Source organism: Salinarimonas sp., assembly GCF_046292825.1.
GTDB lineage: Bacteria > Pseudomonadota > Alphaproteobacteria > Rhizobiales > Beijerinckiaceae > Salinarimonas.
On the sequence record NZ_JBKBQG010000008.1, the window covers coordinates 60,502 to 79,660 of the forward strand.

The window sequence follows — 19,159 nt, forward strand, 5'->3', positions numbered from 1 at the left end:
TTATGCCGCCTCAATCTCCCGCGAGCGCCACCGTGCTCGGTCGGCTGGCCCCCTCGCGGAAGAACATCGCCGTGTAGCGTTCGAGGCCCTTGAGCCGGTCGGCGATGCGCTTCGCGTCGTCCGATGGCGCCGTCAGTTTGGCGAGCGAGCGCGCGTCGGCGTCGGTGAGCCGAAGGGCGAGATAGCTGCCGATCGCCGCGAAGAGGCCGGCGTCGAAGTCCTTCGACTCTTGCGACGCGATGACGAGCGACACCCCGAACTTCCGGCACTCCTTCGCGAGCTGGGGCAGGAGCTTCAGGCGGCTCGCGCGGTGAGCTTCGTCGAAGACGACGGCATGCGTCAATCCAGCTTGCGGCCCGCGGCGGAACATGTCCTTGTAGATGCTGTAGAGCATGAAGGCAGCAAAGGCGCCCTGAAGCATTCCGTTCGTCGACCGATGCAGACGGATGACGGTGGGGCTTCGGTCGTCGAGCAGTCTGACATCGTCCACCGCGGGCGAGAAGAAGCCGTAATCGTGGAGTTCACGCAGCCGGGCGAGCAGGTTCAGGTTCGGCTTGGGGCGGGTCTGCAGGATGCGATAGAAGCGTTCGAAGGCCGGCGCGGGGGCGGTGTGGTGTGCTTCCGCCCCGCCCCATCCCGATTCCGTGTAGCTTTGCATGATCGCCTGGCGCAGCTCCTCGAGTTGTACGTCGCCGAGATCCGAGAAGACGGAGCCGAAGATGTCGCGCAGCGTGCCCGCCACGTCCACGTGCCCACGCGGCGCATCGCCGTCGACTCGCAACGGGTTGAACCCGAGACCGTCGACGTCGACGTGGCGCACGGGGCCGAGCGCCGCTTCGAGCTTCTCGTCGATGTCCTCGTGGTAGGAGAAGACGATCGGCGCCACACCGGCCTCGGCGAACTGGCGGCAGATGCGGACGAGGCATGTCGTCTTGCCCATTCCGGGCAGCCCCACGATCATCAGGTGCGGATTGGCGCGGATCGAGGGACGCCACTCGACGTCGTCGCTCCGTCCCACGGCCGTGCCGAGAACGATGTCGGCATGGACCGGCAGCGCCGCCCGGTCGACGGACGTCGTCACGCCGCCCGCATCGTGCTCGGACGGATGTCCGTGCGCATCCTCTTCTTCTGCGTCCCCGGCCGAACCGTCCTCGTCCCCTCCCGCCGCCGGGCCCTCGGGCGAGACCATCCCCCGTTCGGCACGACGCTCCGAGTTCGCGATCTCGTCGGGCAGCATCGCCGGGCCGAACAGGATCACGTCGCACCCGTCCTCCGCGCCATGAGCGATGTGCTCCGGCGCTTCGAGGCGATGCTCGGGGCAGAAGATGTAGCCGCGGTCGGCACCCTCCGCCACGCAGAGCTTGGCGACGTCGCTCGCGAGGAGGGCGTCGATTTCCACGTGAAGACGCGCGTGCGCCTGCGGCGACAGCGTGTGCCGTGCGGCACGATCGCAGTAGAAGTGAAGGATGCGCGCGAGCCGCGACCTACGCACCGCGCTCTGCACCGGACCGGTCGCCTCCTCGAAAAACCAGCGCATCCACCGCGAGCGCAATGCGCTCGTTTGCTCGGCGATGTCGGCGACGAGCTCCGCGGATCGGGCCGAGCGGAGGTGCTGACGGTGCTTGACCTCCACGAAGCGAAACTCGAGCCCGCTGCGCCCGGCGGCACGGACGTAGAGGAGATCGGCCCGTCGGGCGCCGGCCTCGTCTCCCTTGAGGAAAAGCTCCGGAAGCTGATCGACGATCTCGTCGATCGGAACGAAGAAGCCGGTCTCGAGCGGCATCCAGACGTCGTCGGCGCCAGCGGCGTTGGCGCAATGCGCCTGCACGAGCGCGAGCGCTACGAGTTCTCCGGTCCGGCCAGAGGCGTTGGCGAGTCGGATCGCGAGACGTCCGCTGAGCGATTTCAGCTGCGTCATCAGGAAGCGGCAGTTCCGCTCGCTCTTGCTGAGGCCCATGTCGCCGAGGGTCGCGTCGACGAGTTCGCGTAGAGCGTCCAGGTTGGTGGTGGACGTCACGAGTTGCATCGAGCCGAGATCGGCGCGCTCGGGCACCGCGTCGATGACGAACCGGCCGGCGACCCGTGGCAATCGTCGGGGCGAGTCGAAATATTCCACGCAAGCGTTGCGGTCCATGGTCACGACCCAGTCGCTGCACTCGTGGAGTTCGTCGATCAGGCGCGCGGCCGCCTCGGACAGCCGCGTCACGAGGACCGGCCAGTCACCCTCGCCGCCGCCCAGCGCGCGCGCGGTCGCGCGGGAGGCTGCGGCGTCGGCGCGCAACAGCCTGTCGGTAGCCGCGCGATTGTCGGGCGCTCTCTCGCCGGAGAGCGTCGGAGGCGCGTAAACGAGCCATTCGGGCGTTCCATCCAGGTCGACGTCACGCTCGAGAACCTTGACGAGACCGAAGGCGTGAAGGGGGCGCGTACCGCCGAGCGCCTCCGCGGGTCTCGGCTCCAGACGCGTCTCGAAGACGTCGAACAAGAGCGCGAGATGCGTCGGACGAAGCGTCGCTCCCTCGCCCTTGAGCGCCCAGCGCAGGCGCGGGACCACGATGTCTCCTGGCCGGACGGCCGTCGTCGTCATCCAGCGATCGTTGGGATCGAGCACGCCGCCGCCGGAGCGTCGGCGCCGCGCGACGTCCGCGAAAAAGCGCCCCGACGCAGAAGATGATTCGGGATGATGAAGGTCCAGCGTGAAGCAGAGACGATGCGCATCGCCCCGATCCTGCTCGTCCTCCGGCCTCGGACCGTCTTGTCGGAGCGCCAGGCCCAGAGCACGCCCGACGGTCGCGCCGTCCCCCGGCTTCCAGGCCTGGATGTCGAGAAGCTGCGGCGGCTCCCGGCCACCTTGCGAGCAGCATTCGACGTAGTGGCGTATCTCGCGCGCCAGAGCGCCGGCGCTGGCTTGCCCGATCGTCGCCGCCGCCTCCGCATGCCCTGTCCCGAGGCATGCTTCCAACATGGCCACTGCCGCTTTCGGCTCTGGCTCGCCGTCAGCGATCATCGCAACCGCATGGAAGCCCAGAACGTCGGCGAACGTGAATGCGGCCGTCCCGCCAATGCCCGGAAGGCAGCCCGGAAAATGAGCGCCGTCGATTGCGGAAAGGGCTCGGGCGACGTCGGCCTGCCGACTTCCCTCTTCGAACCGGGCATGCGCCGCGACGCAATCGTAGACGCTCTGCCACGCGAGCCTGACAGGGTGGAGCGGCGTCACGACGAGCCCGATCGTGCGACCCGACAGCGTCTGAACCTCCACCGTTCCGTGCAGGGCGATCTGCGGGTCGTCCTCGACGGCGGCGACCCACGCCGTGGCGAAATCGTCCGCGCGCCCCTTGCCGAGGCGCAGCTGGCCGAGAAGTCCGAACGGGCCGATCTCGGCTGCGAGGCGCATGCCGACTTCGACGAGCCTTTTCGCCGAGGACGTTCCGGTGGGCATCGGGACGAAGTCGAGCGGGCCGTCCGCGACGCCGTCGGAGCGCACCTTCTGGATCCAACGGCCCGGCGCGCCGCCTCGGGCGACGAAGTCTTCCTCCATGCGCCGGATGAGGTCAGGCCGCGCCACGCGCACGCTGCGCCCGTTCTCGCCGCGCCAGCTCAGGTAGCCCTTCTTGTCGGCGCTCAGACGTCCCGTCGCTCCGCCGGGCGTCGCGGCGGCGTCGAGCTGCTCTCGGCTGGCACATTGCCAGGCCGCGCCGTCGACGAGCGTGCGCTTGATCTCGCCGGAGCTGGACTGGGCGATGCCCTGAGCTTCTCCGAATTCGAGGACGAACTCCTCGCTCTGCTGCTGCGCGTCCTCGTCCCCGATCGGCGCGACCGTGACGTAGGCCTCGAACTTCGCGTCGTCGTCGAGACCGTCGAAATGCTCGAGGGCGAAGACGGCCTGCTGGGGCTGCTTGTCCCTGTGGGTGACCACCTGTTCGGCGAGAACATCGGCCCCGGTCGTGACGGCGACCTTGTAATCGACGCTGGCGCGCGCCAGCTGGACGGGCTCCGTGCTCCAGCGCACGACGAGGCGCGCCTGGTCGCTTTTCGACTCCGACGCGCGATCGAGAATGAGACGAGGCTTGCCTCCGACCTCCTCGGACGGCGTCAGCCCCGACCATTTGCGCAACGCGCCTTTCGTGTCGCGCCAGCTTTCGAGAGCGATGGCTCGGAGCGTCTCTTGCCCATATCCGGGCCGGACTGGGCCGAGCCAGAGGTCGCGACGCTCGGCCAGACGAGCCATCGCGGCCATGGGCGCGAGTGCGCCGACCTCGTGCAGCAGCCGCTCGAGCGCCCTGGTCTGTGCGCCGTCGGGGTCTTCGAGGAGCAACGCGCGGACGCGATCGGCCACGGTTCGCTGGTCCTGAGCGAAGATCAGGCGTTCCGCCATGGAGGCGGCGAGGTCGAGATCGCGTTCCGCGAGGGGGCGATCTTCGGCGATCGGCCAGAGGCCGATGCGCGAGAGGGCGGCGCCGAGGCCCTCCTCGGCGGCGGCGCGCGTGAAGTCGAAGACCTGGCGAAGCGGAAGCTTGGGCCTTCGCCCGATGCGCTCCGCCTTTCGGATCGCCTGGGCCAGGAGCCCCTTGGACTCGATCCTCGCGCGCGCATGCTCGACGGCCGCCTCGAACAGCTCGCGCTCGCCGAGTTCGCGTGCGGCGCTGTAGATGCCGTCGAGCCCTGCGCCTGCGCGGGCGGGATCGATCAGGAGCAGGATCGGATCGGATTTGTCCTCGCGCAGCTCCACCGCCATGTCGGCGGTGATCCGCCGAAACCCCGGTGCGTCGACGACGGCGTAGCTCGTCCAGCCGGGCACGTCGAAGCCGGGCTCGTCGATCAGCGCATCGAGCTGGTCTCCCGGAAGGCACCGCAGGAAGGCGACGCTGCCGGGCTGGGGCGGCCCGAGCAGCTCCTCGAGTGCCAGGCACAGGTGTTCTTCGCCCAACGATCCGCTCACGCTGCATCTCCCACCTTGTCGTCGCCCACGGTCGCCTGGCCGTGGGCCGGGGCGACGTAGCGAGCTCGCAACTTCTTCATGGTCTCGGCGTCGTTGACGCCGACAAGGAGGCCCAGGTCCCGGAGACGGCGCTCCAGGATCGCCCGGTTGCGATGAAGGAGTTCGCTCGGCACCTCGACGTCGGGAGGCGACCGGTCCACGAAAAGTCCATAGCGCTCCCGGAGGAGCGACAGGAACCGGGGGAATGAGAGGTCGTCGAGCTTGCCCCGCTTCGTCGACTTCCAAAGGTGTCGGTGCACGAGGTAGTCGAGCACCGTATTGCTGAGCTGAAAGGAATATACCTCCCCGGTGCGTGTCTGGCCGAGCGACGGGGCCCTCCTGAAGTCCACGCGTCGCTTGCGAGCGAGGCCGTTCGGCTCATCCGCCATCAACGACGCGTTGACGAACTGGTTGAGCTTGTCGCCTCCGGCCACGGACGCGTAGGCGAGGTGGAGGACCTCGGCCAGGCGGCGGCCGTGCGTTCGCCCGTCCTCCTCGTCCTCGAGAATGTCCGCGCGAATAGCCGATGACTCCTGCTCGCGCGCCGCATCCGCGAGCTTGCGCGCGAGGCTGCGGAAATACTTCTCGGCGTCGCGGGCCTCCTCGTGACGGCCCGACGCGATGTCGCCCAGCAGTCGCACGCGCGCGCTCCCGTCCGGGCCGCGCGGGGGCTGCTGCGCTCGAGGCACGTCGCTCTCGTACTCGAGATAGTAGTCGAGCAGGCGCATGTACATCAGCGTCGCCGGTACGCGTGCGGTCGCCTGGCGCATGATCAGGCTCGATTGTTCCGAATAGCCGCGGAGCTGCGAATCGGTCGATCCCGAGCAATCCACGAAGAGCGGGTAGGGTTGCTGCGCCTCCGTCGGCGCGATTTCGCCGGTCTCGGCCCATTTGTTGACGATGGCGACCGTCGCCAGGCCGATCGTCGTCATACCGAGCGCGATCGCGCTTTCGATCATCGACAGCAGGGCCGCGCGCGGTACCGTGCCGGCGGAGCCGTAGGCATCGAAGAACGTCAGCAGGTCTTCACGGAAGGCGGCGGACGCCGCCTGCGCGATTGATCGCTGGTTCGAGATCGGCCCCGGCTCGCCCTTTCCCGACGCCTTCGCCGGCGGCTCGCCGCAGATCTGCGCGAGCCGAACGGTCAGGAGCTGATCGAGGCCGACGTCGACATCCTCGTCGAACCGATCCGAGCGAACGTTGCTTTGCTGCTCACCGATGGCGACGATCCCCGGAGCGAAGGCCCGCAGGAAGGCGTTGTCCTCGACCCTTGCGCCCACCGGATAGCGGCCGCGCACCTTCTGCGGCTCGATCCTCTCGCCCCCTTCCTGCTTGGCGATCAGGGCGACGATGCTGTCGGGAACGTTGCGCACCGCCGACGTGTCGTAGGGAAGGTCGAGCCACGATGCCATGTAGTGGTTGGGGAAACAGCGCTGGACCTGCTCGTCGTGTCCCTCGGCATGCCGCTTGTTCTCCAAGGTGGAGCAGAGGAGGAGGTCTCCGAGGATGGTCTGGCCGACGCGGCTGTCGAAACCCGCGACCGTCGGCTCCTTCGCCAGCCGAGCCGCCACCGTCGCGATCGTCGGCTTGCCGCTGTCGCCGAATGCCTTCTGTACTCGTCCTTTGCCGCGGCGATGACCCCAGCGGAAGAGGTACAGGAGGATCGGAAGGACCGCGCCGACCGAGTACCCCTGCGGCGTGAACGGAAAAACAGGTGCGTAGGCGCTCGTCCAAACCAGACGCGTCACGTGGCTCGTGAGCACGTCCTCGACGATCTTGCGGGCTTCGCTGGCCATTTCAGGCGATCTCCTAGGCGCGCGCTGCGGTTGCCGCGGCGGGCGGCCGGGTGGAGGCTCCGTCCTCCAGGACGATTCGCTGCACGCCGTCGTCGCGGTCTATCGCGATCGTGAACACCGCGTGCTCTTGAGAGGGATTCCAGGCCCGGAGCCGGCGTTCGTCCTCCTGCGCCAATCGCTGCGTGAAGACGTTCAAGTTGGCGAAGACGTCGTCCGAGAAGGCGTCGAGGATCTGCATGCCGTCGGCCAGATCCATGAGGAGCGCGAAGAGGTCGAGGGTGACGACGAGCCGCTCGGTGCGTCCGCCTCGCGCCGTGTAGGACAGCTCGAGATGGCGGTGCAGCGTCTGTACGCCGTAGCAAGCCTCGAAGGTCTCGGCCACCAGGGCGAAGTGCTCGAGCGGCTTGTCGACCCAGAAGGCGGTCTCGGTGGGCGTCTTCGGCGAGATGCGTATCGGGATCGAACCCGCCGTCCTGTAGGCGATCTCGGGAAGCCGCTCGAGCCGCGACAGGCCGCGGCACAGGCCGTCACGCACCTTCTCGCGCGCCTGCTCAGACAGGACGGGGAAATCTCGGAAGCTTGCGAGGTGGCGGCCGTCCTTGAGAGTGAGCGCGTGCGGCTCGCCGCCGACACGCTCGATCTGTTCGTCCGTCCACGCGAGATAGGCCTTCCGTCGGGCCTCGACCCGGCTCAGCGCAGGGAAGCGCGGAGCGCCGTGGTCAGGGTCGGGCGGGCCGAGCGCGCCCAGATATCGGTCGATCCGCACATGCGCTTCCAGGCCGGGGTCGAGGCGCGCCAGCTCTCGAAGGAGCTCTCCTTGCCGACGCTCCGACGTCGGATCGAAGGCGTAGCGTGCAGGCTCGTGAGGCGCGATGTCGGCATTCTCGTGGAGGTCGCGGCAGTCGTGGAGGCCGAAAAAGATGTAGCTGAGCGCGGCCTTGAGCTCGCGCGCGGTGATGTGGACCTCGTTGCGCTGGTGCACCGCTTGAAGCGCCGCGGTGACACGCGCGCGCATGAGCGCTCCGGCGGCGCGCTCCTCGGGATCGGCGGACGCACCCATCATCCGCGCCGAGCGCCGCATGGAGCAGCGGGCGCGGGCGGTGCACGTCTCGCATGCGGCCCAGATTCGCTGCGCCTCCTGGCCGCCGACGAGGCGGTCGATGAGGCTGTCGACGAATTCGGACCTGAGCGCACCGTCCTGCGAGAAGCCGCCGACCAGCGAGCGCAGGTTCAGCTCGATCAAGCGCACATGCGAGGGGAGGCCCGCGCCACCCTGGCCGAGCGCCTCCGCGAGCGCGCGGGAAAGCGGGGTCTCGTCGCGCTTCTCGATCCATTCCATCAGTCGTCCGTCGTTGACGGCGACGAGGTGGATGCGACGCTCGCGGGGCATGCCGTCGAGGAAAGGTCCAAAAACGTCGTCGAGGAGTTCGTCCGCGCTTCGCCCCTTCCAGGACGCCGCGCCATCGAGGTTCACGAGGACCTGGGCATCGCCCAGGCGCCCCGACCAGGTGCGATCGCTCGATGGAAATGCGGGAAGCCCGAGCGCCGCGGCGAGGTGCTGGAGGAACGCCGTCTTGCCGTCCCCGGCGTTTCCGCACAGGATCACCAGCGACACCTCACCCGCCTGGATCGCCGACAGCAGCGCCCCGTCGAGCGACGTTTCGACATAGGTCTGCTCGGCGAAATCGGTATCGAGGCCGCGGGTCTCGACGTTGCCGAAACGGCTGCCCGGGTAGGCCTGCAAGATGTGCCGGACGCGTGGCACCTCGTTGGGCGTCAGGCGCGGGGGCTCGGCGAGGGCAGCGACTGGCGGGTTCGGCGCGTCGCTGCTCCTCAGGAAACGAAGCGCCGCTCCGCCGCTCTCGAAGCGCTGTCCCGGATCGGGGTGCATCGCGAGGCGGGCGAAGGCGGCCAGTCGCGGCCAGGCAGCGGCGTCGATGTCGACGTCGTCCGCTGGCGAGCACCCGGTCGAGCGAATGTGCCCGCTCGCCAGATAGAGAAGGGTCGAGGCGAGAGCGTAGACGTCGTCGGAGCAGGTCGCGGGTCTTCCGGCGAGACGCTCGGGCGAGGTGAAGGGTAGCGTCCCGGGCGTGCGCGCGACCGCTCCCGCAGGACCCGCGAGGTCGTAGTCGATGAGGACGACGGCGCCGTCGTCGTCGACGATGACGTTGCCGGGGCTCACGTCGTTGTGGACCCAGCCCTGCATGTGGAGCACGTCGAGCGCACCGCAGAGGTCTTGCGCCCAGCGCAACAGCAGCGTCTCCGCATCCGTTTCCCCGACGAGTTCCGCGAGAACGGGGAGGTGTTCGCCCCTCCACGCGTCGAGCGGCGCGCCGCGACGCCAGCGCATGAGGGCCATGAGCCCATCCGCAGACCAGGTCTTGCTCGTCGCGAAGACACCCGAGAGGCAGGGGTGGTCGGCGAGATAGCGGATCTTGCGGTAGGCTTCCAGAGCGTGCGGGCCGATGTCGGGGTCGAATGCGACCTTGCCGACGCAGGTGCCGATGGGATCGCCCGTGCGTGGGTCGAGCTGCTCGAGCTTGAAGGTGCGGCCTGCGCCGCCCTGACCGAGGAGCGAGACGACCTGGTAGCGGTCGCCGTCCCAGTCGAAGGCGAAACCTTCGTCCCATCGCTTGGCGCCCACCTGGCTCGGCGCAGGCGAGAGCGCCGGTTCCGTAGAGGCCTGTGGCCGAAGCAGGCCCTCGATCTTGCCCGCGATCACATCGGCTTCGGTGCGAAGGGTCTCGTCCTCGTGCGTCCCGTGCGCGAGCGCCGCGACCGCCTGTGCACCCAGGACGGAGGTCGGGTCGAACGCGGTCGCAAGGGCTTTGCAGAGGCTGTAGAGGTCGGAGCGCGCCGTTGCTGCGGACAGTCCCCCGCGGACGACTTCGGGCGCAGAGAAGGCCGCGTCGGGGCCGTGGGCGCCCGACCCGGCAATGGTCCGGAACTGCGGGAGGCGGGACCATCGCCAGCCTGCGAAGAGCGGCGAGCCATCCGCCTTCACGCGGACCGTCTCCGGGCTCAGCGAGCGGTGGACGACCTGGCCCGGCAGGTCGCCCCGCCGCGGTGCAGCTCGGCCAACGCGCGGAGCGCCCGCGCGGCAAAAGCCGAACGGTCGCCTTCGCTCCAGTTCGGATCTGATCGGATCTCCTCGAGCGAAGGCGCCGCACTGTGCGTGAGCGTGAAGAAGAAGATCTCGCCGTGGTAGTTCGGGAGCGGCTGCCAGCTGTCGACCAAGCTCGGCAGGTAAGGCGATTTCTGGAGGCGCTGGACGGCATCGTATTCGCGCTTGGCGAATGTTTCGACATCGCGAAGCGCGCTCGGGGCGGCCGAAAGGTCGTACACGTGCAAGAATACACGATCGCCATTCTCGAAGTCGCGCGCATCGAATATGCGGACGAAACGGTCCCCCTCTTCGCTCAGGAGCGCGAGGCGGTCGAAGCGCCCGAAACGCGTTGGAACGTCCGAGGCGAGCACCGCCTGCCGCGGTGCGAGAAGCCGCGCGAGTTGCTCGACGGCCGTCGCAGGCAGCGAACCGCGTGCGACCTCCGAGACGAGCCGCGCGGCGTCGGCGAGCCCGTACACGATCACGCCGTTCCGCCGTTCCAGAGCGCCGTTGCGCGCGAGCGACTGGGTGTCGACGGTCAGCAGCAAAGCCGGCGCGACGAAGCCGATATCCGGCCGGACCTTCCTGAGTTTGCCCGCTATGCGCTTGCACTTGGCGACGAGGAGTTCGCAGGCCGCATCGACCGCCGCAGCGTCCTTGAGCTTCGCGCGCGCCCAATGCTTGACCTCGACGACGACGGCGCCCCCGGGGCCGATCAATATCTGGTCGACTTCGTCGGGCTGCCCCGTCCCCGAGAATACCTGAACGTTCGTGAGAACGGCGGCCGATGCGTTTCCTTCGACGGCTCGAAGAGCGAGGTCGACGGCTTTTGCGGCTCGCTCCTCGCTTTGGTTGGCGAACGGCCCGCACGGAATCCTCGAAACATACATTCTCTTCATCCCTTCGGAAGTAAGATCTAGTCACGAAGTCCTTTCCGGAGTGCTACCCAAGAGCGACTTTTCACCAGATTCCGAAGCGTGCCCCGGGGGGGGGATTCCGAGATGTTCGGAGAGCTATCTTCGACTATTTTCGAGTGCGGAACTTGGACTTGAGCGCGAGACCCGCCTTCGCCTCGAGCGACTGCAAGGCCGTTCGCAGGGCGGAACACAGCCCTTGGAGATGCGCGAGCGCTTCGCCTTCCGGCTCGTATCCGTAGAAGCGCCAGCGACGATGCTCTGCGAAAAGGCAAACCCAGAGCTCGTCCGCGGTCCCGTGCCACGAACCCGTCTTTCGTGCTTCTTCGGATCGCCCGTCGGCAAGCTCGACAAGTTGTTCGAATCCACCGACTTCTTCGTAACCGTCGATGAAGTGCGCGAGCCTAGCCGTTTGATCCCATCGCAGCGGGTCTGGCAGGGCTGAGAAGTCGCCGCTGAGAGCACGCCTTTCCCATTCCTCGAGATCGTTCATTATCCGGCCCCCACTCCGGACTGGCTGCAGGATCTTTCGCATCACATGGTGCATCGATTCTGATACGCGAGGCAACCTTCCAGCTCCTTCTTCCGTGCCTCGTGATCAGGCGGCAACCGCCACAGAGCTTTACTCCCGGCTCGGGCGTTCCATCATCCGTTGAGACGGGCTCTGTGCCGCGCGAGACGCCCACGATGCCCATCCGCGAGACGGAGCGTTGGCGCGAAATCGATTTCGAGCGCTGCACGCGCTGTGGCAGACAGCTTGTGGCTCGCGAGAACGCCGCCGTCGTCGTCGAACGAGATCAGGGCACGATCGAAGGCCGCGTCCCAGAGGGCGGAGAGTAGGAGCCCGTTGTGAACGTCGAGCCGCTCCGCATCGCTTTCGCATTCCGCCCATGGCACGATGTGCGACGCGCGCAGGAGCTCCGGGTCGGTTATTCCGGTCAGGGGGCAGCGTCCGCCCCAATACTCCATCAAGCTCTCGCGAAAGACGTCCTGGCCGATGCGCTGGACGACGAGGCGCTCGGCCTCCGTGGCACGCGGGAGGTCGCGCGTGCGGGCCTCGAAGGCGACGAGCGGCTCCGGCGGGAGGGAGCGGGCGAGTTGATAGATCCTCTGGAGGAGGGCGTGGAGGCGCGTCGCGTCCGCGGCGGCGAAGCATGCAGAGGCGTTCCCCGCATCGGGCTCGACGGCGACGAGGCCCTCGCCCTCGAGTTCGCGGGCGATCGTGGGCGAACGCATGGCGACGAGGAAGCGTGAGCCGTCGTGGCCGGCGAGGATCTCGTGGCGGGTCCAGGGGCTGCGCAGGCGCAGCCACTCTCCTTCCACCACCGCCTCGGACGGAAAGCCGTTGCGCGAGGCGGCCTGCTCGATCTCGGAACGGGCGGCGGCGGAGAGCCGGTCAGACATCCAAACCTCCCCGACGGCCCTTCTCGTTCCAAAGGGCCTGCGCGGAAAGACCCATGAGCGTCTCCACCGCGTTTGCGGCTCGCGTGACCGCATGAAGGTCGAAATCGCCCAGTGCGCCGGTGTATGACGCCAGATAGCTCTCGCTTCGGGGCGTCAGGCCATTTCGCTTCGCGACGATGTAAGCGACGGTCTCGGCCTCGACTTCGCGTAGATCGTGCGGCGTGTGCCGTCGGTCGGGTATGCGTCGGCCAGGGTCCGCTCCGAGATGGCCGAGATACAGGTGGGCGAGCTCGTGGGCGATCGTCACGAAACGCGTCGCAGGCGTATGGTTCTTGTTGTACCCGATCTCGTAGCGGTGCTTCCCCTTTCGCGATGTCGAATGCGCAGCAACCCCGATCCAGCCCGCATGCGCGTCTCCCGCGTCGACGGGCACCAAGTCGATGCCGTCGCCGGCGACCGTCCGCACGATGATCTCGAATCGCGTTTCCGTCATGGTGCCGAGGGTGGGGAATGCGAAAGCGTCGTCTGGTACGGCGTCGCCTTCGGTGTCGAGAATGTCGAACACGAAGTCGACCGGCCCCATCGTCCGCAAGACGAGCAGAGGCCGCGCGCCCCGCTTCGGGACGCGCCTGAAGCGCCGCCACCAGTCTCCGGCGGTCGCCGCGTGCGTCAGCCCCGGCTTCTGGATGTGGAGGAGCATGGCGTTGAAGGGGGCGAAGGCGCGCAGCCTGATCAGGAAGTCGACCAGTTCGCCCACCGTCTCCCTCGTATCGTAGAGCCTCGTTGCCGCGATGAGCTGATCGATGAGCGCGCGCTCGGGCCCGTCGGCGCGAGATCGGATCAGATCGTAGCGCGCGCTCATGAGTTCGACGAGCTCCGCCGGATGGCAGGCCCTCGGATCGGGGAACGGTTCGATGGCGCGGAAGCAGAGCTTCAGTCGAACCTCCGGGAGACGCTCGCCGACATAGGCGGCGACGTCTTCGTCGCACTCCCACTCGTCGACGAGCATTGCCGGAATGCCGCCCGTCGGGTCGCCGACGGCCGCGGCCGCGATGGCGTCGGCCCACAGCGCGACACCAGCTGCGACGTGGCGATCGAAGAGGTCGTCGGGCGGGCTCGTCCGCGGCATCGGGCGTCCTTCATCTCGACGTCGAGAATGGAGGGCGATGATGCAACTGTCGAGCTTTCGAGATCAAGGTCCGCACGTTTTCGGAACTGCTCGCTCCCGCTCACACCACCCCCAATTCCCGCAACGCCGCCTCGGCCTCGGGCCGCAGCGTGTACCGGATGCCCTCGGGGGAGGGGCGCTTCTGGATCAGGACGCTCGATTGGTCCTTCCCCTCCTCGAACAGGTGCTGGAAGAAGCCGTAGCGGTCGTAGACGAGATGGCCGATCGCGAGCCCGAGGTCGCCCTTGCCGTAGACCTTGCCGAGCGCTTGGAAGGTGGCGTCGGGATTGGCGGCGATGAAGGGGAGGATGATGGATTCCTGTGCGCTCGGCTTGCAGGCGCTGAAGGCCATCGCGGTCGTGCGGCGCAGATCGAGGCCGGCTGCGGCGCGCGCCCATTCGGCATGGCGAGCGGCCTGCGGGCCATCGACATCGATCGGCCGTCGCGCCAACTCGGCATCGCAGGCGGCGACGAGATCGGGGAGGTTCTTGGCGAGCGCGCGCTCGCGAAGGGTGCGGATTTCGCCGCTGCCCGTTTCGGGCAAGCGAGCGATCGTGCGAGCGACCGCCTCCCTCGAGTAGGGACCCGCGCTCACACTGGTCGATCCGATTGTATCATGACCGTAACGGCCAACGGGGTCAGCGACTGCGCGTCTTCGGCGAAGACGCCTTCCCGCCGCGGAAGATTCGAGGCGTGAGCAGCTCGACCCTGCGGTCGACGAGCACCCGAAGCTCGCTCAGGTCCGATTGGCGCGGATTCCCGGCCGCGACACGCGACATGATCTGCCCGATCTCGTTCTGAACGCGAGCCGGCTCCGCGACGCCGATGTCCCGCTCGCGAGACGCATCCTTCGCCATGTCAGCCTCCGCTCCGATGATTCGCATCATGCTGTATGTGTGCGAGCAGCGCAACAAGACCAGCGGCCGATCGCAGCGGCTCGACGGGATCGAAGGCGGCATCGGATGCGGCCGTCTTCTGGAAGAAACGCCGAGGCACGTCGCTGGTTGCGACGAGAATGCCGAACGCGCGGCCGTCCAGCTTGAGCGGGAGCGATGCCACCGACCGGTATCGTACGTGGTCGTCGTCTTTCTTCGCGTGCTCCGGCGCCGCGAAGAGCGGTGCGACATCAGCTCGCATCGTGTCGTCCGACACGACTTCGACGCCCTTCGAAAACGTGAAGCCGACATGTCCTTCGCCTGGCTTCCAAATGCGATGGGGCTTCGCCTCCTCCACCGGCGACCAGCGTCTGCAGGCTCGGCAGACCAGATTCCCGGCATCTTCGTCGAACAGATAGATGGCGAAGTTCCATTCTTCGTCGCCGATGCCGAACAGGGTCAGCTTGTAGTCCACCAACGAGCCGAGCATCGCGAGATAGCGTTGATCCCGCGTGTTTCGATCGCCTGCGTCCTGCGTCGCCGCTTCGACGACTTCCCGCATGGACTGTCCGACGGCGTGCATCGTCGCGATCCAGCCGAAGTCGCCGCGAAGCTCGGACACCGTTCGCTCCGCCGCGTCCGCGCGATCGATGACGGAGTGCGCCTGCTGGAGCGTCGCGGCGGAAAGCGGTGAAATGGTGTTGGACAACCACGTGCCGACGCCGATCAACAAGACGCCGGTGAGAAGCAACCAGAGCCCCCACGTGCGCAGGGCCTCGTCGAAGCTGATCAGGCCGCCGCCGATCGCCGCCATGGCGCCGCCGGCAGTGATGATCCACGTCGCTCGACCCTGCAGGCGACGCGCTTCGTCGAGAAGGCGGTCCTGGCTTCCGGCCAGTTGCCTGCGCAGTCTCTTTATCGCCGGCGACGTCATCGGTGCACTCCGTTCCTCACGCCACCCGCGCCCCCCGCGCCTGCTCGTCCCAGGCCTGCATCACGAGGCGCGCGGTGCGGTATTCGCCGAATTTGCGCTCCTCGTTGGTGCGCAGGACGCGGAAGGTCTCGGAGGGGTAGTCGTCGCCTTTCACGAAGCGGGGATCGAGGATGTAGAGGAGCTCCTCGCGGGTCAGCCCGTAGAGGCGGGCGCAATAGGCGTCGAGCTCCGCCCGCAGCCAGGCGCGCCGATCCTCGTCCCAGACGAAGGGCGGGCCGTCGTGGCCGAGGTCGCGGGCGAAGGGGGCCATGGAATGGGAGGTGTAGGTGAGTTCCAGGACGCGGGGGACGATGAAGGCGAGGTCGGCGGGGGTGTAGGCGGAGGGGGGGAGGGTGGAGAGTTGTTTGAGGTAGCCGTATGTGAGGTGCGTGCCGCCAACTTTCAGCCGTGCGATGTAATCGAAGACGACGGTCGACCAGCTGGCGAGGAACGCTGCCCAGAGCGGCGGGGACGCATCAATAAAAAACAAGGGGTTTGTATGCCCTACGGCGACGCGGGGCATCACGGCAGCTATGACCGTCCGCTCATCTGTCGACCGGCAAATATCCCGCCAGCCCATCAGCCAGCCGCGGCGCCAACCCTTCGCGGTCAGCCGCGCGTCGACATCAAGCTCTTCGACCCAATAACGCGGCGCCACCTCGAAATCCGACGCAGCCTTTTCCTCCAGCATCGCGTCGCGGCTGTCCGCCCCGTCGTATGTAGCCCAGCGATGGTCGAAATGGTGGATCATTTTCGCTTCGTAGAGCGGAACCCACCGGCCCGCCGAAACGTCACGTGCCGCATCCTCCATCAACCATTCGCTACCATCGCGCACCGCGCCCGCCGCTTGGAGCTGCGCGGCGGTCCGGAAGAGGTGGCTGTCGTTGGCCATGTGGAACATGGCAGAGAATTCGATCCCCCACGGGTTTCCCGCCGCCCCCTTCGCCTCGTCGATCAGTACCGGCACGCGCGCATAGATCATCTTCGTCAGCTCCGCGTCCGCCTTGGAGCGGAAAACGGCAGCGGTGTGCGTGTTGGGGTTGAGGCTGGCAATGTCAGCTGCCGAGAGCGAGAAACAGCGCTCCGAATTTTTCGCATCAGCGACGCTTTTCAGCTCGAACGCGAAGATCGGCGTATGGACGTTTCGTGAAAGACTAAGTAAACAGAATGACTTTCGGTCGTCAGTCTCAGGAAACCACTTGCGGACTTCGAAAAAGCTGAAGAGCGAAGATAGGCGACTCTTCGCGACAATCATTTGCATGAACCGCTTAGTGCTGTCGTCGAGCGCGATACCCGTCGGCACGATCACCCCCGCCCGCTGCCGGCTCGCATCCGCGAACAGCTCGGCGAACAAAGCATAGGTGTTCACGTCCCCGGTGCCCGTCAGCGGAAACCGTCCGCTCTCGCGTGCGAACAGGCTGCCCGCTTCCGCCGCGCGTTTGGCGAACTCGAAATCCTCGTGCAGCCGCCTCTCCGCCGAGCCGTCCGGCGCGGCGGCGAGCGCCTTGATCAGCTTTTCGCGCGCGGCCTTGTTGGGCGCCTCCGCGATGGCCGGCGCGCGGGCGGCGAAGAATTCCTGCTCCTGGAGCTTCAGGCGCTCCCACGGCGGGTTCCCCACCATCACGTCGAACCCGCCCTTCCGCATCACGTCGGCGAACTCGAGCGGCCAGTGGAAGGCGCGGATCTCGTCGGAGAGGTCGATGGCGCGGGCGACGAGCTGGTTGTGCGGGACCTCGCCCGCCGCCGCGCGCCAGACGTCGTCCGTCGTGGGGATCATGAGCCGGCCGACCCGGCCCGGCTCGCGCACCTTCGGCATGAAGTACGCCGAGACATAGAGCGCGCAGGCGCTCTTCGCCCGCCACCAGCCGTCGCCCGCGCGCGCCTGCGCGTCGGCGCGCGCCTTGGCGGCGACCTCGTCGAGCGTGTCCTCCGGCATCGCGTCGATCCGGGCGAAGGCCTCGGCGATGTCGGTCGGCGCGCCGGCGAAGCCGAGGCGATACTGGTCGCGCACGCCGTCGCGCTGCTTCTTGTTGAGCTTCTTCAGCTCGCTCGCCACCGCCTTGTCGTCCCCCGTCAACGCCTTGTAGGCCTCGTCCGGGATGCCCTTCGCCAGCATGGAATAGTCGAAAACGCCCACCAGGCTGTCGCCGCAGCGGATGCGGCCGTCGAGGAAGGAGAGCGGCTTGCCGGGCTCCACCGTCTCGATCCAGAGCGCGACCTTGCACAGCTCCACCGCCATCGGGTTCTTGTCGACGCCGTAGAGGCAATGGCGCGCCACCTCGCGCAGCGCGTGCCGGAAATCCTCCGCCGAGGGCGAGCCCGGCGCGCGCAGCTGGGCGATCTTCGTCGCGATGCGCCGCGCGGCGGCCAGCAGGAAATGGCCCGAGCCGCAGGCGGGGTCGCAGACGTCGAGATCGAGCAGCGCCTCGACCGGGCGGTCCGGATTGGCGGCGACGGTGTCCTCGATCACCGGATCGAGCGCCGAATCGAGGAGGAGCTGCACGAGGCTGTCGGGCGTGTAGTAGGAGCCCGTCGTCTTGCGCGCGTTGCCCTTGCTCTCGCCGGCCTCGGCGAAGAAGAAGCGTTTGTCTTCGAGCGAGACGCGCGGCACGAGTTCGAGCAGGCTCTCGTAGACCGAGCCCAGCTCCTCCGTCTCCATGTCGCGCCAGTTGACGCGCACGCGCGCGCCGTCGTCGCGCAGCCAGGCGAGCTTGTCGATGGCGGCGAGCAGCGCGCGATTCTCGAGCCGGGCGGCGTCGAGAGTGGGCGTGCGCTCGCGCAGGAACAGGCCGCCGAGCGCCGGCAGGCCGAGCCGCTTCTCGCCGCGCTCCAGCGCGCGCAGAACGATGCGGGCGCCCTCGAACAGATCGTGGTTCTTGTCGCGGGCGAGCGAGCGCACCGACTTCGTGCGCAGGCGCGAGACCGAGTAGCCCTGTCGGTAGAGCGCGACCGCGGCAGGGCGTCGGGCGCGTGCAGGACGTCGCGGTCCTCGGCTGTGAACAGGAAGATCAGCCGGTAGACGAGGCGCAGGAGCTCCTGGAAGTACCCGTCCGCCGAGAGCCGCCCCTCCTCCAGCGCGCGGCGCAGGTCGCCGTTGTCGCGGTGCTCCAGGAAGCCCGCGCCGAGGATCGTCAGAGCCTCTTCGACGCCCTCGCGCAGGCGCTCGCGTGCCTGGACGCCCTCCTGCTTGCCCGCCTCGCGCCAGCGCTCGAGGGCGCAGTCGGAGGGCGGGGCGCCGGGGGCGCCGAAACGGCTCTGGTGGATGAGGAGCCAGAGCGCCGAAAATTCGGCGAAGAGGCCGTTGCCGAAGATGCGATCGAGGTCCGCCTCGATATGGGCCGGGCGGGTCATCGAGGCGTTGTCGCGCATCAGCCGCAGGCGCCGTCCGTCGAGGACGAGGCCCCACAGCGTCGTGTCGGTGGCGTTGAGCGTCTCCTGCAGGAGCAGCGTCGCCGAGCGCCGGCGCGTCCCGTCGGCGAAGGCGGGATGCGCGCGGTCGAGGCCGGCCTTCGGATCGCCGTCCTCCGTGCGGGCGACGGGCGCGATGACGATCGGAACGCGCCCGCCGAGCGCCGCCTGCCCGACGGGATAGGCGCGCTCGCCGGCGCGCAGCGGCTCGGTGGGGGCGAGCGTCGTGAAGCCGAAGACCTTCGCGAGGAGCTGCGTGCAGAAGTCCCGCGTCGCGAGCCCGCCTGCATCGCGCTCCCGCACGCGGTCGAAGCGCTGCCAGAGCGCCTCGCCGATGCGGAAATAGCGGCCGATCTCGTCGCGCAGCGTCAGCCCCTCGGGGGTCTCGTAATCCGGGGCGGATTGATCGGACGCGTCGAGGGTCGCGATGCGCGAGAGCATGTCGGGCGCGATCAGGCCGCCTTCGATCGCGATCGCGTCGAAGGCGATCGTGGAGGCGCGGCGGGTGCGGGTCTGGCGGGCCATGGATCTTGCGCCTGT

12 protein-coding genes are annotated in these 19,159 nt (G+C 68.0%); all 12 read right to left on the minus strand.

Annotation, left to right across the window (positions count from 1 at the left end):
- Positions 1–10 precede the first annotated feature (10 nt).
- Positions 11–4,936 carry an ATP-binding protein gene (locus ACK4UM_RS06415; RefSeq protein ID WP_409796997.1) on the minus strand — a complete coding sequence of 1,642 codons (4,926 nt, stop codon included), beginning with the start codon at positions 4,934–4,936 and terminating at the stop codon, positions 11–13.
- A complete protein-coding gene (locus ACK4UM_RS06420; RefSeq protein ID WP_409796999.1) occupies positions 4,933–6,771 on the minus strand; it encodes a hypothetical protein in 1,839 nt (612 codons plus the stop codon). Before ACK4UM_RS06420 ends, ACK4UM_RS06415 begins: the two co-directional genes overlap by 4 nt.
- A gap of 13 nt (positions 6,772–6,784) precedes the next feature.
- Positions 6,785–9,775, minus strand: coding sequence for a serine/threonine protein kinase (locus tag ACK4UM_RS06425; RefSeq protein ID WP_409797001.1), 2,991 nt, complete (start codon positions 9,773–9,775; stop codon positions 6,785–6,787).
- A 17-nt stretch (positions 9,776–9,792) separates the two neighbouring features.
- Entirely contained in the window at positions 9,793–10,767 is a 975-nt protein-coding gene (locus tag ACK4UM_RS06430; protein ID WP_409797003.1) for a nuclease-related domain-containing protein, read from the minus strand.
- Between the two features lie 133 nt (positions 10,768–10,900).
- Positions 10,901–11,284, minus strand: a complete 384-nt coding sequence (locus tag ACK4UM_RS06435) for a hypothetical protein (protein WP_409797005.1) — start codon at positions 11,282–11,284, stop codon at positions 10,901–10,903.
- 152 nt (positions 11,285–11,436) lie between these two features.
- On the minus strand, positions 11,437–12,195 hold the full coding sequence (locus ACK4UM_RS06440) for an HNH endonuclease (RefSeq protein ID WP_409797007.1): 759 nt from the start codon (positions 12,193–12,195) through the stop codon (positions 11,437–11,439).
- Positions 12,188–13,324 carry an ImmA/IrrE family metallo-endopeptidase gene (locus ACK4UM_RS06445; protein WP_409797009.1) on the minus strand — a complete coding sequence of 379 codons (1,137 nt, stop codon included), beginning with the start codon at positions 13,322–13,324 and terminating at the stop codon, positions 12,188–12,190. The genes ACK4UM_RS06440 and ACK4UM_RS06445 overlap by 8 nt, the downstream gene beginning before the upstream one ends.
- Positions 13,325–13,424: 100 nt before the next feature.
- The gene (locus ACK4UM_RS06450) at positions 13,425–13,907 is read right to left on the minus strand and encodes a hypothetical protein (RefSeq protein ID WP_409797011.1); all 483 of its coding nucleotides are present in this window, start codon (positions 13,905–13,907) and stop codon (positions 13,425–13,427) included.
- A gap of 94 nt (positions 13,908–14,001) precedes the next feature.
- On the minus strand, positions 14,002–14,220 hold the full coding sequence (locus ACK4UM_RS06455) for a hypothetical protein (protein ID WP_409797013.1): 219 nt from the start codon (positions 14,218–14,220) through the stop codon (positions 14,002–14,004).
- A 1-nt stretch (position 14,221) separates the two neighbouring features.
- Entirely contained in the window at positions 14,222–15,172 is a 951-nt protein-coding gene (locus ACK4UM_RS06460) for a hypothetical protein (RefSeq protein WP_409797015.1), read from the minus strand.
- A gap of 16 nt (positions 15,173–15,188) precedes the next feature.
- Entirely contained in the window at positions 15,189–17,714 is a 2,526-nt protein-coding gene (locus tag ACK4UM_RS06465; protein ID WP_409797071.1) for an Eco57I restriction-modification methylase domain-containing protein, read from the minus strand.
- A complete protein-coding gene (locus ACK4UM_RS06470) occupies positions 17,678–19,144 on the minus strand; it encodes a hypothetical protein (RefSeq protein ID WP_409797017.1) in 1,467 nt (488 codons plus the stop codon). Before ACK4UM_RS06470 ends, ACK4UM_RS06465 begins: the two co-directional genes overlap by 37 nt.
- Positions 19,145–19,159: the final 15 nt, after the last annotated feature.

Excerpts from the sequence above, each read along its gene's own strand:
- ACK4UM_RS06420 (WP_409796999.1), bottom strand. The coding sequence starts at position 6,771 with ATGGCCAGCGAAGCCCGCAAGATCGTCGAGGACGTGCTCACGAGCCAC.
- ACK4UM_RS06430 (WP_409797003.1), bottom strand. The coding sequence starts at position 10,767 with ATGTATGTTTCGAGGATTCCGTGCGGGCCGTTCGCCAACCAAAGCGAG.
- ACK4UM_RS06455 (WP_409797013.1), bottom strand. The coding sequence starts at position 14,220 with ATGGCGAAGGATGCGTCTCGCGAGCGGGACATCGGCGTCGCGGAGCCG.
- ACK4UM_RS06470 (WP_409797017.1), bottom strand. The coding sequence starts at position 19,144 with ATGGCCCGCCAGACCCGCACCCGCCGCGCCTCCACGATCGCCTTCGAC.
- ACK4UM_RS06435 (WP_409797005.1), bottom strand. The coding sequence starts at position 11,284 with ATGAACGATCTCGAGGAATGGGAAAGGCGTGCTCTCAGCGGCGACTTC.
- ACK4UM_RS06440 (WP_409797007.1), bottom strand. The coding sequence starts at position 12,195 with ATGTCTGACCGGCTCTCCGCCGCCGCCCGTTCCGAGATCGAGCAGGCC.
- ACK4UM_RS06460 (WP_409797015.1), bottom strand. The coding sequence starts at position 15,172 with ATGACGTCGCCGGCGATAAAGAGACTGCGCAGGCAACTGGCCGGAAGC.
- ACK4UM_RS06445 (WP_409797009.1), bottom strand. The coding sequence starts at position 13,324 with ATGCCGCGGACGAGCCCGCCCGACGACCTCTTCGATCGCCACGTCGCA.